We start from the raw sequence: 17,551 nt of genomic DNA, 5'->3' as shown, positions 1-17,551 counted from the left end.
TATCCGGAAAAAAGGGCAAACACCATAGTAACATTAAACTGTAACATACTTGTAATAGAAATTTTTTAGGAGGAAATTCTATGAAAAAAATTGTCTTTGCTGGAGGCTGTTTTTGGGGCGTCCAGGCTTATTTTAAACGCATTCCAGGAGTCCTGGATAGCCAGGTGGGCTATGCCAATGGCCAGGGGACAAATCCTGACTACCAGGAGGTCTGCCGGGGCCAATCTGGCTTTGCAGAGGCTGTGGCCTTGACCTACCGGCAGGAGGAAATTTCCTTGGAGGACTTAATCCGCCACCTCTTTCGGATCATTGACCCCACCAGCCTAAACCGCCAAGGCAATGACTGCGGGGTCCAATACCGGACGGGGATTTATTTTCTTGACCCAGTAGAGGAGGCAGGGATTCAAAAGACCCTGGCTTCCCTGGCAAAAAACTACGCCAAGCCCCTCCAGGTTGAAGTCCAGGCCCTGAAAAATTTTTACCCGGCTGAAGACTACCACCAAGACTATTTGGACAAAAACCCCCTGGGCTACTGCCATGTGGACCTGACCCTGGCAGACAAGCCCCTGGATGACCCAGAAGAGGAAAGGGAAAAGTTAGGGACCCTGGGCTACCAAGTCTTAAGGGAAAATGCCACAGAGGCTCCCTTTTCCCACCCCTATTACAAGAAACAGGGGCCGGGAATTTTTGTAGACAAGTTGACCCGCAAGCCCTTGTTTTTATCCAAGGACCAGTATGAACCGGGCTGTGGCTGGCCCTCTTTTACTAAACCCGTTAGGGAGGATGCCCTGGACTACCGCCTGGACCGGTCCCATGGCATGGTCCGGCAAGAGGTCCGGTCCCGGTCCTCCAAGGGACACCTGGGCCATGTTTTTGAAGACGGGCCCCGGGACCAAGGAGGCCTCCGCTATTGCATTAATGGGGCTGTTTTAGACTTTATCCCCCTGGAAGACATGGAAAAAGAAGGATACGGCCAATATATTCAAGACCTAAAGGAGTTGGAAGAAAAATCGTGAAGAAGTCTGTAGGAGAAATCGAGAGAAGTATCATTAAAAGCTACCGCAAAGAGCTTTGGGTCCGTTTTATCCGGGCAGTTAAAAACTACCGCCTGGTGGAAGAAGGAGACAAGATTGCCGTGGCCATTTCCGGGGGAAAGGACTCCCTAACCCTGGCCAAGCTCTTCCAGGAATTGCAAAAGCACGGCAAGCAATCTTTTGACCTGGAATTTATCTGCATGGACCCGGGCTACCGGCCGGAAGTGAGAAAACAGGTGGAAGAGACCTGCCAGGGCCTGGGGATTCCTGTCAAGGTCCACGATAGCGACGTCTTTGAAGTGGCGGAAAAGATGACAGAGGGCGGGGCCCCCTGTTATATGTGCGCCCGGATGCGCCGGGGCAACCTCTACAGCCGGGCCCAAGACTTGGGTTGCAACAAGCTGGCCCTGGGTCACCACTTTAACGACGTCATTGAAACCATCCTGATGAATGTCCTCTATAGCGCCAACTATAAAACCATGATGCCCAAGTTGAAGTCCCAAAACTTCCAGGGCCTGGAGCTTATCCGGCCCATGTATTTAATCCACGAGGAAGACATCATCCGCTTTATGCGGTCCACGGGCTATGAAGCCATTGACTGTGCCTGTACAGTAACCCAGAAAAAAGACTCCAGCACCCGCTTTAAGATCAAGCAGATGATTGAGGATATGAAAGAGGACAATAAAAATGTGGAAATTTCCATCTTCCGGTCGGCGGAAAATGTAAACCAAGACGCCATTATTGGCTGGATCCAAAATGGGGAGAAAAAAAGCTTTTTAGATACTTACGGGGATTAAAAAAACTTTTAAAGTCTTGAAGAAAAGCCTTGCATGGAGTAAAATGAACTTAAGTTCGTTTGTTAAAGAAATAAAAGCAGAAAGGAAGATTGAATGAACAACCCATTAACTGTAAAAATTAATGACCATTTAACCTATATTGGCGTCAATGACCGCTATACCCACCTTTTTGAAGGCATGTGGCCCCTACCCGACGGAATCAGCTACAACTCCTATCTTTTAGATGGAAAAGACCAAGTTTGCCTCTTGGATTGTGTAAAAATTCCCTCGGTAGACGAATTTCTAGAAAACATCTACTCCGTTTTAGGAGACCGGGACATTGACTATGTTGTGGTCAACCACATGGAGCCGGACCATACATCTTCCCTGCCAGTCCTGGTAGAGCGGTTTCCAAATATTAAGATCATTGGCAACAAGAAAACCAAGGACTTTTTGGACCATTTTTACGACCTGACAGAAAACATCCTGGTAGTCAAGGATGGGGAAGAAGTGGCCATTGGCAATACTTCCTTGACCTTTTACACCACCCCCATGGTCCACTGGCCTGAATCCATGGTAGCCTTTGAAAAATCCACAGGCACCCTCTTTTCCCAAGATGCCTTTGGAGGCTATGGCACCCTGGACGGAGCCATCTTTGACGACGAAATCAACTTCGACTTTTACAAGGACGAAACCATCCGCTACTATACCAACATCGTAGGCAAGTATTCCGGTCAAGTGGTCCGGGCCCTGGATAAGTTAAAAGACCTGGACATCAAGACCATCTGCCCCGACCACGGAATTGTATGGCGGAAAAACCCCGGCATCATTGTGGACCTATATTCTAAGTTGGCCAAGCAAGAAACAGAAAATGGGGTCTTGGTAGTTTACGGGTCCATGTACGGCCATACAGAAAAAATGGCAGAAATGATTGCCCGGAGCATGGCCGAAGAAGGCATCTCCAACATCCGGATCCGCAACATTTCAGAATACCCCTTGAGTAACCTCATTGCAGAATCCTGGCGCTACCGGGGGATCCTACTGGGTTGTCCAACCTACAATGTGGGCCTCTTCCCGCCTATGGCTAATTTCGTAGCAACCCTAACCAAGCAAAAGATGAAAAACCATACCCTGGGCTACTTTTCTTCCTATTCCTGGGGTGGCGGAGCAGAAAAAGAATTTGCCGCCTTTGCTGAAAAGTGTGGTTGGGACCTTTTAGAAACCACGCCCAATGTCCAAGGGTCTCCCAAGAAAGAAGACATTGAAGAGTGTATGAAGCTGGGTCGAGAAATGGCAGCCGCTTTAAAGGAAGCCTATCCGGACCAATACAAGTAAAAATAAAGTGAGCATGCTAAAGGAAAGGGGAGCCCCTTTCCTTTACTTGAATAAGGAGGACCTCATGAAGAAAAAATGTATACTTACAGCCCTTTTAGCAGGCCTGATGGTCTGCCTTCCCACCCCATCCAAGGCAGCCAGCCCTGTCCGGATCTGGGTCAAGGGAAACTTTGTAAAATCTGATGTTGCCCCCTATGTCGACCAGCAAAGGACCATGGTTCCCCTGCGCCTGGTTTCTGAAAACCTGGGGAAAAAAGTGATTTGGACACCAGAAGACCCAAACCGTATCGTCATTAGCAATGGAAAAGAAGGCAAGGACTACCAATCCATCGTCATGACCATAGATAAGACCCGGGTTGTTATCCAGCTCCAAGGAGGGGAAAAACACCTGGTCCTGGACCATGCTCCCCAGCTAAGACAAAACCGGACCTTTGTGCCCCTGAGACATGTGGCAGAGCTCTTTGGAGAAAAAGTCTCTTGGGACCAAGACAAGCAAGTGGCCATTGTAGGAGAGGGCTATTCCATGGGACAGGACAAAGGCAAAGAAGTTGTCAGCTCCAAGGACCTCCTTCCCTACCTCTACGATCAAAAAATGGCCCAAGCCAGTTTGGCAGAAAAAATTGCCTATGAAAAAGCCATGGGCAAAAAATCCTCTCCAGACTTTCCCGGCCATACTAACAAGGATGTAGAGGTGGCCCTGGCTTGGTTGTCCTACCATGCAGCTGGTCGCTTCAACGACTTTTCCATCAAGCCAAGGGCCCTGGACCTTTTAAAGGAAGGCAAGCTCAGCTACAGTGTCACTGCTCCTGGAACAGAGCTTGGCGCCCGGACCAAACCGGGAGACCTGACCTATCCAAGAAGATACACCGGACTCTATAATGACGACTGCATGGCCTGTATGGTCCATTTTGACTACTATCCAAACTTTGATGGAAGCATAGATACTTTCCGCTTCCCCCTTCATGACTACTTCGTGACGCGGGAAGGGACCCTTTCCACCTACCAAGAAATCTTCAACAACCCTGTAAGAGTGCCCCTGGGAGACTTCTCCAAGGCAGAAATTCAAGAAATTCTAAATAGGGTAGATGGGGACCTTAACATTCAAGACCGTACAGAACCCTACTAAGATGGAAAAAGCATAAGACCATATAAAAAATCCGCCCTGGAAGATGTGCACCCGCTTTACTGGACAAACCAGTAAGGAGGATATTTTTCGGATGGTTTGTAGGAGCGGCCCTGTGCCGTCCGTTTCACAAACCCGATTTTGTTTATATAGGAGAAAATATTTATTTCATTGGATCCCTAGATTAATAGGTTTTGGAGACAAGATATTGACCTAGAAGTGATATTCATTTTAGCCTGATATAGAGATCCAGAAGACTGTAAAAAAGAAACTGGTTTTGGGCTAAGGAAATGGTTTTTTTACTAGAAATAAACTTGTAAAAAAACAAATAAAATTCATTGGACGCTTTTATTTTATTAAATATATGATAAAATATAAATATATATATACATATATATATGTATATATAGAACTTTATTCATTCACCCTTTGTGAAAAAGAAAGTAAACCTATGAAGATGGCCATTTTTATAGGTTCTTACTTGCACCCAAGACTAAGTATAGTAAAAATCTATACCTGGCTAAGTTGCGTTTTAGAAAATGAAAAAGCGAAATTTTTTAGGGAGACCTAAAAAAACTAAACGAAAAGGAAAATAAGATTAGAGATTTAGATTGATTAGACGAAAATCCTCAAGATAGAGAAAGGAAATAAGTAGGATGGAAAAATTCAAAACCAGATTACCTGGTTTTAATTCAAGACCTAAATAGGCTCCCTTGAAAAAGCTGAGGAAAGAAAAAATTCTTTCATTCAGAAAGACTACCTAGAAGAGGCATACCAATGTATAGGACACATCCAGCATGTGCTTTAATATAGATTTATGCGCTTTATACGCAAATAAATAACTAAGGAGGAAAAATGAAAACAAGTAATTTGAGCGGCTTTAAGAGAGCCTTTGCGCTTACCTTGGCCATTCTGATGCTCGTGACGGTGGTGCCCTTTCAGGCATTAGCCGAAGTTGAGCCGGCCAACTGGGTAGACGACGACGAAACAGCAAGATACTGGCCAATTCCTCACCAAGGAAGATTGGTAAAAGTATCTACAGCAGAAACTTTAAAAAACCCATCCCTAAGATACATCGGGGGCTACACTAGACCAGACGGAAGGGAAGTAGTAAGACTTGCTTTTTCTGGATACTCAGGAGCGGTTACTGATGTGTGGCTAAGACTTATACTAAAGCCAGACAACAACCTAAACCAACTAATTGATTGGGACCTATCAGGTATTGGTAAAAAGAGAACTGAACAATTTACCAACAATCATGATGGTTGGAGCTTTAATGAAAAATTTATTAAGTTCGATACTTTATCAGCCAAACAGGGAGGATCAGGAAATCTACATTATGTAAGTCTTGGTGAAAAGGGGACACAAACTGTAAGAACTGGTTTACTAGGAGTTCACTTTGAAACACCTATTGACCTAGTTATTAAAGAAGGAAAAACTGTTAAGAATTTAAAAAACAACCCTCTTATCCAAATGAGGCTTATGGATAGTAATTTCGAACAAATTTATTCTACAACTATATCTGAAAATGAAGAAGTTCCATATTCATCCTACACTATGTCGACCTTCGTACCTGTAAGGGTAGACCTTAAAAAAGGAATTCTAAATACAGACGTTGCCCGTAATACAGAAAACACCTTCCAAGCTGCTTCTTCCTATATTAAATATAATGAAGAAAAGGGATATGTTGACGTATACACTAGAAGAACTCAAGGATCTGTAGGATCCACAGCTGACTCCGGTGGTGCCTTCAACGCAGCTGATAAGAGAAACGAAGGTGACTATGGATTTATGCAAACCTTCGACAAAAGCTTTATAGATATCCTAAAACCACAAGACGAGTCTGGAACAGTAGCGCAAATCTTTGCTGCTAACAGTAAAGATAAAGTAAGCTACCCATCTTCTGACCCAACAGTTCCACTTCCTGCAAACAGGATTGACTATTCAATAAATGATATTAGAAAGATTGGGGATGTAGGTGTAGTCAAGGTTACAAACAACACACCAGACAAGACCTTCATGAGAACAGGTACAACCCTAACAGGCTATGGCACATCTACTGTAGTTAGATACTTTATCGACAAAGACAAGCTAAAAGAAAGTTTCGGATCTACAGACATTGTATCTTACGAATTCTTCTCAACGGTATTTGCTACCAATCCAACAGGTATAGAAGAGTTCAAATCAGTTCCAAGGGATGAAGATATAGACCTAAGACGCGGAGACACTATCGACATCCGTTTTGATGGGAGACGTGATCTTATCACACTTGGTACTTTTGATACCAATGGTTCCGTCATCCAAATAGGCGACGACCAATATAAGTTTGGAATAAGGACGACTGGTGACAAGGCTAAGTATGTTGGCGGATCTGGTAGCTACATGCGTAAAATGACCGTGTCAGTTCCATTTGATATCAAAATCAAAAAGGACACACCCCTTACAATCTTCTCAAGAAAGACTAAGCTTATGGAAGTATCTCCTGGCATGACAGTTACATTTAACTACTCAGCACAGGATGAATCTGGAGCTAAAATAACTAAAAGCAAGACCTATCGATTTGAAAGACCTCTAATAGATGGCTATACAAGAAATGAAAAGGGCGAAATCTTTAAAGATGGTCAAAAGATAAACGATCCACAACAATCATTATTTATTGACAACCACGACCCATTAATGGTATCTCGTCAAGAAAACTTTGGTGGCGGTATTCTAACAAGAACAGCTGACGCACCAGACATCGACGAGATCTTCACAGACTCCGAACACCTAACAGGTCGTTCAAAATACGATAGAGTCTATGTATATCCATACGATGCTAACAAAAAGGAAGTTACTACAGCAAAGAGACTGGGAACTATCCAAGCTTCCGACCAAAAGATAGAAATGAGTGTTAACGGCGATGATGTTCAAGGTTTCGAATGGACATCTGCTTCTAACGATGCTCAACATAAGATTAACAAATCCTATTGGGCAGTAAAAGATACGCCGCTATACTTCACCAACCAAGACGTTTTAGCAAACGCACTTGAAAGTGAAAACCCAGTTATGGAACAAGTTCAAGCCAAGGTAACCTTTAACCTTAACGGTGGTACCCTTGATCAAAGCGTTATTTCCTATAAAGGAGTCGACAGAGACCAAAAAGTTGGTACAGAACACGCTTATATAACAAATAGAACTAACCAACAAGAAGAAGTTGTTCGTATAGCACCGATGAACGTAAAGTTTGCCAACCAAGAAGGCTATGTAGCCAACGGTTTTGAAGGCAAGAATGTTGACCTAAAAGACCACAATGGCAAGAACTTTGAACAAAGCATTGCTGCACTTAATGAAGCGATTAATGAAGCAGCAGGTGAAAAGAAAACAAATCTTCAAAAGGTACTAGCTAGAACTAAAGAAGCTTTTGCAGTCAGAAAGTTTGTAGCAGAATCACCAAAAGTTTCTGGCAAGACCTTCCTAGGTTGGACAACTAAGCCTTTAACAGGTACACCACAAGAAGTTACAGAAGCTTTCTTAAAATTAAAGAAAGCAGATTCAGTAGATAAGTATCTAAGTGGAGATAACCTAATCTTTACAAGCACCTCGCCAATTACTGAAAACATGACTGTCTATGCAGCTTATGGTTCACCGCTTGTAACCTTCCACACTAATCCACCAGCTGGATTGAAAGGCAAAACTGACGAAACTGTAACCCAATCGCTAACAGAACAAAACCTAACAGATAGATCAGTGCGTCTACAAAAGAACTGGGGAGATTCTAAGTTCAAGATGGAAGGCTATTCTCTAGTAGGTTACTCAACCAATCCTGATGCAGATATTCCTGATGAAAATAAAACAGGTACGGGTGTTAACGTTGATAACTACCTACGTGATGGAGACCAATATCCACTAACTGCCGATCAAATCAGAGATGGCGTCGACCTCTATGCGGTATGGAAGAAGAACTACCACGTAGACGTTGAAAAAGTTTGGGACCAAGGAACAGATAGAGACAAGAACATTGGCAAGCTTTACGTAGGTCTTTTAGCAAGACCAGCAGTAGGAGCAGCAGGCTTCGAAATTGTAGACCAAAATGCAGTTTACAGACCGGTACCGGGAACAGTGCAAGCATTAACAAGCGCAACGCCTGAAACTGGCAAACTAAATTGGAACGACCTACCATCTTATGACGAAGCTGGCCACAGAATGTCCTATATCGCAGTAGAGCTTACAGATTCAACAAAAGCTTTATTTGAAAAGGGTAGTATAAGTTACAAGGATTACGGTGCAACCATTGTAAACACCAACCAAAACAAGGGTCTGGGTGGATACAAGGCTCAACTTGTAAACACAGACGGTGTCGATGCCATGTCAGCAGCTACATTGCGTAGCCACTATACAAAAGATGGAAAACTTATCAATCCTAACGAAAATAAGACTATGCAGTACTTTGACACTTATGGCTATAGCATCAAACTTACAAACTCTAAGGTAGATGTTCAACCACCTACAATCGATCCGATCAAGTATGACGCAACACAAGTAGTCGTAAGAAAAGTTGGAAATCCAAGCAAGATTGTTACAACCCTACCAGACAGTAAAACAGTAGTCGTTACAAAGGATGTTGGAGGAACTCTAGTAGTAGACAATGTCAATAGTACTTTTAAAGGAACTGTAAATGTAGATGCCAATGGAGTAATCACTATTCAAACTGGTCAAATGCAAGCAGGACAAATCGTTAAGGCTCAACAATTCAAATTAATTGGACAAGCAGAAACTCCATCTGCAATAGTAGAAGCAAAAGTTCAAGAACAACCAGTTTCACACAAAGTAGTAGAAAAAGAACAACTTCCAAAGGATAAGGACGGCAACGCAGTTGTAGAATTCAACGTGCCAAACCATCCACTTCTACCACCTAAAGCAGGATCAAAATATACTCTAGGATACTTCAAAGAAGAAGGTGGAGTAAAAACTTTCGTTCCACTAGCACCAGTTGGTGGCAATGGTGATATCGCTCCAGTAGTCTTAGACAAAGATATGAAGTCTGACGACACAACAGAAGTTAAGAGACAAATCTTAATTCCTGCAGATAAATTCGATGAAATAAATAAGCTAAAGGAACAAGGTATTAATCTTGTTATCCAATCGGATGAAGCGGGCAAAAAACCTAACTACTCAGATGGATTTACCCTAGACTTAACAGCTCCGACAGCTGAAGCAAAACCAAGAGAAGATATGTGGAGACGTTGGGTAAATGTAGATCTATCGAAATTCAAGGAAGATACACAAGTAATTGTTGTTAAGTACAAGAACAATGCAGGTACTCAAATCCTTCGTTTACAAAATGAAGCTGAATTAAAAGCTACTATAGAAATGCTCAATCGTTTCGGATTTAAGGACGCTGACATTTCAGTAGAAGATAGATTTGGCAACGCAACAATCCTTGATCCCCAATACAATCCGAGCAAGATTATCGACATCATGGTTCGTAAGGAACGTATCGGAAAAGACTATGTTCATGTAAGAGCCTATGAAGAAGGAGTAACTGTTACCGTAAGAATTTACGACATTAAGGATCTTGAAGACGTTAGAACAAAAGCTGACGGCTACCAAAAAAAGGCTAAAGTTATGATCCAAGCTACTGTCGGCAAGAAATATCAAAAGATTATGCTTACAGACCCTCAAGGTAATCCTTACAAATTACAAGCCGGCGAAATTATTGAAATCATCGGTACTAATGTAGAAGGTGCTTACACCAACCCCTATGCAAAAGTACTGGGACAATAGTTGCTGCAGTATTGAGAAATAGCAGATGATAGTCGGCGGAAAGATAGTAACCGGGGGAGGGATTCCCTCCCCTCATAATGAGGAGGAAGAATGAATAATACAAAGCATAGATTTCTAACCTTGCTTTTAGTTTTCGTTATGTTCTTTACTACATTGCCCCTAAATGTCTTTGCGGCTTCGGGCGTAAGTACAGAGAAAAACGAAATCACCGACATAAAAACGGTCGGCGACAAGCAAGTTATTAATCTAGGAAAAGTACAAGGAAAATCTAGTTTTAGATTTTTCTCAAGAAGCGCTAGACTTTTTGGAGCAACAACTCAGCAAGCTGGCAGTTCAAGCGAAACTGTAGCCCAAAAAGTTGAGATCAGTCTCGAAACCCTAGGTCTAAACCTTGGAGATAATGAATTTGACCCTTCAGCACTAACTGAAGCAGGTTCATTTGATGTAGAGATTACTTTCAAAGAATTAGGCGGAAAAAGAACTGAAACAAGAACCATGACCTTCCAAGCGGGAGAGACTAAAAAGACTGAAACTTTTTATCTTCCAAAGGACATGGGCCAAGGTGTTGTTGAAGCAGAAATCCCTAAACTTAAGGACACCATAGCCCTAAGAGTTTATGTAAGTGCTAATAACACAACAAACTTCAACTTGGGTCAAGACATGACTTATAAATTTGAGTTAAGTCAAATTATCCACCCAGTCATTGATTTAAAAGTTGTAGACCCATATGGAAAAGAACTTCAAGAGAATATTAATCAAGCCTTAGGATTAAAATTAGCTTTAGAAGACGAGCATGATTTTATTCTAAGAGCAAATACAAAGACTTTTAATATTAGAACGCTTTCAGACTTTGCAGGGAATGAAATCGAGCAATTAAACTCTACTGGAGCTAATCCAACATTAAGCCTTACAACACAACTTGACGCAAACAAAAGACTAAAAGTTGGTGACAAGACTTATAAGCTAAACAAAATCACTTATAATGCCCTAGGTCAAGAAGTTGAAATCAACGGTCAAAAGCAAAAAGTTGGTGGCTACATTGAGTTTGCTACACAACCAAAGATTATAGTTCCAACACCAGACGATAACGGCAACCTACCAAAGACTCCAGACGGATACAAACGCCTAAGCTTCCACGCTGAATCAAGTCCTAACGCACAAGACGGTAGATTTAAAAACGGCGAAAAGCTTAAAGTTATCGATGTTCTGGAAGGCACAGAATATACCGACAAAGACCTTCAAAATCAAATAAAAGGTATTGGACAACCTACTCCTATCATTAATGGAAGAGTAGACGACAACAAAAAGTTCCTAAAATGGAAACCAGAACTTCCAACAACAGGACCAGTAGCAGATACAGACTTCTATCCGGTTTACCTTAAAGATGGTGGAGAAATTACACCGGGTGAAAAACTTCCAGACGGAGTATTTGAAGTTAAAGTAACTAAGGACGATACCATTGCAAAAGATCCACTATATGGCAAGTCCTACGGAGTATTCCAAGGATCAAAACTTGCCAGAGACAAGTTCCCGGACCTAGAAGCTGCAGCTGGCCACCAAAATCCCAAGTGGACAGCAACACCAGAAGGCGAACAAACTGTAGATGAAGCAAAACCTTGGAATAGAGTAATTGATAAAAATATAGAATTTAAGGCAACTGCTTCAAAATTACCAGACATTATAGAAAACCCAACAAAACCAACTCCGGAAGGATACGTAAGAGTAAGCTTCGTAGCTGGCGAAGGTGTAGAAGACTTTAAGGATGCTAAGACTTACGATGTTAAGGAAGGCACAGCATTAACTAAAGAACAATATCCTACTGCTAAAGCTAAAGTAGGATATAAAGATCCGAAATGGGACGTAGCACCAGGGACTCCTATAACAAAAGATAATGCAACTATCACAGCAACAGCTACTAAGGAAAAAGACATTATACCTGGTGGAGACAATGTTGAAAAACCGGCAGGATATTATGTAGTTGAATTCCTTGAAGGAAAACGCGGTGAATTTAAACCAATAGAAGAAAATGGAACTAAAAAAGCTCAAGTAACTGTATACTATGTAAATCCTGAAGCTAAAGTTAAAATGTCACAAATAACAGCACCAACAGTAACAGCAAAAGTTGGCTACAAATTTGACTCATGGTCAAAAGAATACCAACCGGACACTGTTATTACTGGTGACAGACAAATAACTGCAGTATATATACACGTAGATGCAGTTTCAACAGTACCAAAAGAAGGTTGGACAAAAGTTACTTTAAAATCAGGAGATAAAGGACAATTCACAAAGACTACAAACGTATCTGGTGGACAAACTAAAACAGAAGAGTTTGACGACCTTGTGTACTACGTAGATCCAGAAAGAGAAGTAACTATTCCGGCGCCAGTAGTTAAAGCAACAGTAGGTAATACTTTCACTGGTTTTGACCAATCTCTAACAGGAACATTCAAGACAGAAACAGTTATCACTGCTAAGTATCTATCAACTAGTGATGTTATTGAAGATAAAACACCAGGCGATGATACTGAAAAACCTGAAGGCTATGTAACAGTTAAATTTGAAGCAGGCCAAAACGGTACATTTGCTCCAAACTCAGTTACAAAGTTCTTTGTAAATCCAGAGAAAGAAGTTGAAATCGGAGCACCTGGAATTGAACCAAACAAAAACTTCGTATTCAAAGGCTTCTTCAACGGCACTGAAGAACATTCTTCAGCTAAAAAGATGTATAAACAAGATGTAACATATACAGCTAAGTATGAAGACAAGTCAAATGAATCAATTATCCCTGGCGATCAGCCAAAACCAGGCGGATGGGTAACAATAAGCTTCTCAGCAGGAGAACATGGAACATTTGAATTAGTAGAAGGTAAACAACCAACTATTGCATACCATGTAAATCCTGAAAAAGATATTGTATTAAAAGATAAAGCACCTGCGATTAAAGCTAATGACGGATACAAATTTACAAACTATGATCCAGATGTTGAAACTGCAAGAAAGTATACAACTGAAGGACAAGTAATAACAGCACAATACAAGGCGACTGTTGTAACAAAAGATCCTAATGATGCAGAACACTACGCAAAAGTAGAATTCTTACCAGGAGATCAAGGTAAATTTGAACAAGTCGGCGGTAAAGATCAAGTAACTACTTTCTGGGTATGGAAAGGCGAAGAAGTAAACTTCAACGCACCTAAAGTAACTGCTAATGATGGCTTTGTATTTAATACTTGGGACCCAATACTTCAAACAAAATATACTGACAATCAAACTCATACTGCTAAGTATGAACCTAAATCAGATATTTCAGATAAACCTGTAGCAGGTTTCCAAGAAGTTAAATTCGTTTCCGGCAAAGACGGAAAATTTGAAGGCGACAAGACCGAAAAATCGGTTTGGGTTAGACCTAATGTACAAGTTGACCTTACAACAAAAGCACCAAAGGTAATTGCTGACGAAGGTAAAGTTCACACAGGATGGAAACCATCACTTATAGGAACATTTACTAAGTCAGACACAGCTACAGAAATCACAGCTCAATACAAAACTGACGCTGATAAAAATGGTATTGCTGATGAAGACGAAACAACAGCAACACCAACAGTAACAGCAAGAAACATTGGAACTGATAACAAAACAACAGTAGAAGGAAAAGCACCAAAGGGATCAACAGTTACAATCAAGTACACTCCTGAAGGTGGACAAGAAACTACTAAGACTGTTACAGCAGGCGAAGATGGAATTTACAAGTTAGAAATCGAACCTAAGCTTCCAGTAGATACAGAAGTAAAAGTAACAGCTAAAGATGGAGAAAAGAAAGTTTCTCCAGAAGTGAAAACTCAAGTCTTTGACGACAAAGATAACGATGGAAAAGACGACAGATCACAAAACTTCGATATCACAAAAGCAGATAAGATTGAGATGGTATATGATCCAGCTAAGATGGACTACCTAGTAACATCTAAGGATGGTAAAGTAGCTCTTGAAACAAAGGGTATGGTAGTAAAAGTAACAGACAAAGCTGGCGTAGAAAAGAAATTCACTGCAGAAGAAATTGCTAAGGATACTAAAAACTTCACAGTAGAACCAGCAGATGGAGCTGACCTAACAATTGCAGCCAATAATGGTCAACCAATTAAGGTAACTCTAAATGTTAAAGGTGCAAGTGTAACAGAAGCAAAAACATCTAACCTATCAGTAAAACTTGATGCTAATAACAATGGTATTGCTGACGAAAAAGAAAAGTTTGACATAGCTAAAACAACTAAGGTAACTATCATCCAAGATCCATCAAAGATGAACTATCTAGTTAACGAAGCTAATGGAACAACTCCATTTGAAACAGCAGGTGTAGTTATCAAACTAGAAGATGCTAGCGGAAAAACTGTAACTTACAACGCTGAAGAATTAAAGAATCTTACAGATAAGATTACACTTTCACCAGCAGAAGGAGAACAACTTGGTTTAGACAATGGTAAGACAAAGACAACTCCTTTCACAGTTACTATTACTGGAGCAGAAGCTACTGATAAACCAACAGCAACTGGTGGAAACGTAGTTGTTAAACTTGATGCAGATCAAAATGGAACCGCTGACGAAGATGAAAAGACACCAGAACCAGAAGTATACGCACGTAACATTGGTAAAAACCCAGATAAGACAACTGTAGAAGTTGAAACTGAAAAGAACGCTGACGTTACAATCGAATACAAAGATGCTAATGGTGAAACTCAAAAAATCGTAGCTAAGGCAGATGACCAAGGTAAATTAACTAAGGAAATCAAACCAATTCTTAAAGATGGTACTGAAGTAAAAGTTACTGTCAAAGATGGCGAAAAACAACCAACAGAAAAAACTGTTAAAGTATTCGACGACGTAGACGATAACAAAATACCAGATGATCAAGCAGGTCAAACAGAAAGACCAGCAGCTATTGCTTCAAACGTAGGTAGCAAACCAACATTTACAACTATTAAGGGTAAAACTGAAAAAGGTGCAACCATCACCGTTACTGTAAAAGTAAAGGGTGAAGAAAAACCTGTTACTGTTGAAAACTTGAAAGTAAATGATGACGGAACTTACACTCTTGAAGCTAAATACGACAACAAACCGTTAGAAAATGGCGCAGAAATCTTTGTATATGCAGAAAATGCACCTAAGAAAATTTCTGAACCACAAACAACAACAGTATTTAACGACGTTAACAAAGACGGCAAACCAGACGGTGGCAAGGTTGACTTAACAGATGTTAAAGACATCCAAGTAATCGCACCTGATAAGATGTCTTACACTCAAGGCGAAAAACTTGTCGGCACAGGCCTAAAAGCTGTTGTAAGAGACAACGGTGGTAACATCGAAATCTTTGACTACGACAACACAACAGGCAAATTCAAAGATGCAGATGGCAAAGAAGTTGCAGACATTACAGCAACAGTTAATGGAAAAGCTATTAAAGATCTTCTCCTAACAGAAAAAGATCACAATGGCAAGGCTATTGATGTAAAAGTTGGAGACAAAACTGGTTCAACAAACCAAAAACTTGAAGTAAAACAACTTCAAACACCAACACCTACCATTGAATTTGCAGCTAACCAAAACACTGTAGGATCTGATGGATCAACTCCAACAGGAACTGCAAAACAAAAGACCACCGTTAAATTCACAGTTAAGAACAAACCGACCAAGGTTTTTGTAAAATACACTGTAAACGGTGAAGCTAAAGAAGAAACTTTTGAAATTGGAGCAAATGAAGATGCTACTAAGACTGTAGACCTAGCTGTTAAATTACCAGTAGGAGCAGAAGTTAAGGTTCTTGCAAAAGATGCTGACAAGACACTTTCTGAAGCAGCTACTGCAACAGTTGTAAGAGATGCCGACAACAACGGCAAAGCTGATGACAAGACAGAAGTTGGTAAGGCTGAAATTGATCCTATCAAGGCTCAATCAGAAAGCATCACAGTTAAGCCAGCAGACAATGCTACAGAACTTGTAATTAAAGAAACTGACAAGAGTGGCAACACTCCAAAAGGTTCAAAAGAAATTACAGTTACAAAAGACAAAGATGGAATTTGGAAGATTGGCGACGATATAATCAATCCAGATAAAGATGGCAAGCTTACAATTCCAACTAAGGATAAGCTAAAACTTGACGAATACAATGTTGTTGAAGTTGAATCTAAGGGTGACCCAGATACAACGACACCTTCCACAGCGAGAGAAACAGTCGTCCAAGCAGCAGATATAACCGCTCCGGATAAGCCTGTTGTTGATCAACCGGTAGATGGCGACAAAAACATCAAGGTTAAGACGCCTACCGATAAAGACGCTAAGACGATTACAGTTGAAGTAGAAGTACCCGCTAAACCTGGTGAAGACCCAACAACAAAAACTGTAGTTATAACTAAAGACAATGACGGTAAGTGGAAGACTCCTGACGGAAAAGACGTTCCTGAAGAAAATGGCAAACTAGTTATCCCAGTTGACCCAGCTGTTAAAACTGGCGACAAGGTAACAGTTGAAGTTAAAGACGAATCAGGTAACGGAAGCAAGTCAGATCCACAAACAGTTGTAGAAAGACAAAAATTACCAGAACCAACAATTAATCCAATTAAAACTGGAGGAAAAACAGTAGCTGGTACAGCAAAAGATGCTACAACAGTTGATATTTATAAGAAGGTTGGAGATAACTACGAACTTATTAAAGAAGGCGTAGGTGTAAACTCTGACGGAACTTATAACTATCCAGGAACAACAGAATTCAAAGACGGCGACGTCATTAGAGTTGTAGCTAAAAAGCCAGGCATGACTGAAGCTGCTGCTGAAACAACAGTAGGAGTAGACACAACTGCATTAGATAAGGCAATTCAAGATGGTAATGACGCATTGGTTAAAACAAATGACGGAACACCAGAAGATAAAGCCTTAGAAAAAGCAATTAAAGATGCAGAAGATCTTAAGAAGAAAACTGATCCTAAACCACCAACACAAGAAGAGTTAAACAATGCTCAAAAAGAAATCGAAAAAGCTATTGAAAATAAGAGAAAGACAGACGAAGAAAGACAAAAGCTAAAAGATATTATTGAAGAAGCAGAAAAAGAAACTCAAAAAGAAGGTTATAAGGATAAACCAGGTAAGGACAGAAGAGAGCTAGAAAAAGTGATTAAAGAAGGTAAAGAAAACTTAAAGAACAATACTAAGATCACTGAATCTACAACTAAAATTGAAAAAGCCTTAGAAAAAATAAGGAAAGAAACTGTCCAAGTAGGTCTTATAGACACTAAAGTTGGTAATCAAAGTATAACAATTACAACTTATCCAAACTTCTGTAAAGTAAAAATATATATAAATGATGTTTATATTGATGAAATAAAAACAGATGGATTCGGAACCCTTAGGTTCACATTGGATAAGCCAATTGAGTCAGGTACCACTATTGAACTAAAAGCACACAAAGATGGGTACAATGATGATAGTTATTGGACGAGAGTAAAATAGCAAATTAAATATTACAGGGA

General features: G+C 40.7%; 6 protein-coding genes. All 6 read left to right on the top strand.

The window, feature by feature from the left end:
- Window positions 1-80: 80 nt before the first annotated feature.
- The 6 genes from msrA to BQ7400_RS07435 all read left to right on the top strand — a co-directional run bounded on the left by msrA (window position 81) and on the right by BQ7400_RS07435 (window position 17,531).
- On the top strand, window positions 81-1,016 hold the full coding sequence (msrA, locus tag BQ7400_RS07460) for a peptide-methionine (S)-S-oxide reductase MsrA (protein ID WP_072470003.1): 936 nt from the start codon (window positions 81-83) through the stop codon (window positions 1,014-1,016).
- Window positions 1,013-1,831, top strand: coding sequence for a tRNA lysidine(34) synthetase (locus BQ7400_RS07455; protein WP_072470002.1), 819 nt, complete (start codon window positions 1,013-1,015; stop codon window positions 1,829-1,831). The genes msrA and BQ7400_RS07455 overlap by 4 nt, the downstream gene beginning before the upstream one ends.
- Window positions 1,832-1,924: 93 nt before the next feature.
- Window positions 1,925-3,145 carry an FprA family A-type flavoprotein gene (locus BQ7400_RS07450; protein WP_072470001.1) on the top strand — a complete coding sequence of 407 codons (1,221 nt, stop codon included), beginning with the start codon at window positions 1,925-1,927 and terminating at the stop codon, window positions 3,143-3,145.
- A gap of 64 nt (window positions 3,146-3,209) precedes the next feature.
- On the top strand, window positions 3,210-4,271 hold the full coding sequence (locus BQ7400_RS07445) for a copper amine oxidase N-terminal domain-containing protein (protein WP_072470000.1): 1,062 nt from the start codon (window positions 3,210-3,212) through the stop codon (window positions 4,269-4,271).
- Between the two features lie 852 nt (window positions 4,272-5,123).
- A complete protein-coding gene (locus tag BQ7400_RS07440; RefSeq protein ID WP_072469999.1) occupies window positions 5,124-10,034 on the top strand; it encodes a hypothetical protein in 4,911 nt (1,636 codons plus the stop codon).
- A 90-nt stretch (window positions 10,035-10,124) separates the two neighbouring features.
- The gene (locus tag BQ7400_RS07435) at window positions 10,125-17,531 is read left to right on the top strand and encodes an Ig-like domain-containing protein (protein ID WP_072469998.1); all 7,407 of its coding nucleotides are present in this window, start codon (window positions 10,125-10,127) and stop codon (window positions 17,529-17,531) included.
- Window positions 17,532-17,551: the final 20 nt, after the last annotated feature.

Origin of the sequence: Urinicoccus massiliensis (assembly GCF_900120405.1) — a bacterium.
Taxonomy (GTDB): Bacteria; Bacillota; Clostridia; order Tissierellales; family Peptoniphilaceae; genus Urinicoccus; species Urinicoccus massiliensis.
This window is presented reverse-complemented; position numbering and strand designations above follow the sequence as displayed.

Excerpts from the sequence above, each read along its gene's own strand:
- msrA (WP_072470003.1), top strand. The coding sequence starts at position 81 with ATGAAAAAAATTGTCTTTGCTGGAGGCTGTTTTTGGGGCGTCCAGGCT.
- BQ7400_RS07450 (WP_072470001.1), top strand. The coding sequence starts at position 1,925 with ATGAACAACCCATTAACTGTAAAAATTAATGACCATTTAACCTATATT.
- BQ7400_RS07445 (WP_072470000.1), top strand. The coding sequence starts at position 3,210 with ATGAAGAAAAAATGTATACTTACAGCCCTTTTAGCAGGCCTGATGGTC.
- BQ7400_RS07440 (WP_072469999.1), top strand. The coding sequence starts at position 5,124 with ATGAAAACAAGTAATTTGAGCGGCTTTAAGAGAGCCTTTGCGCTTACC.
- BQ7400_RS07435 (WP_072469998.1), top strand. The coding sequence starts at position 10,125 with ATGAATAATACAAAGCATAGATTTCTAACCTTGCTTTTAGTTTTCGTT.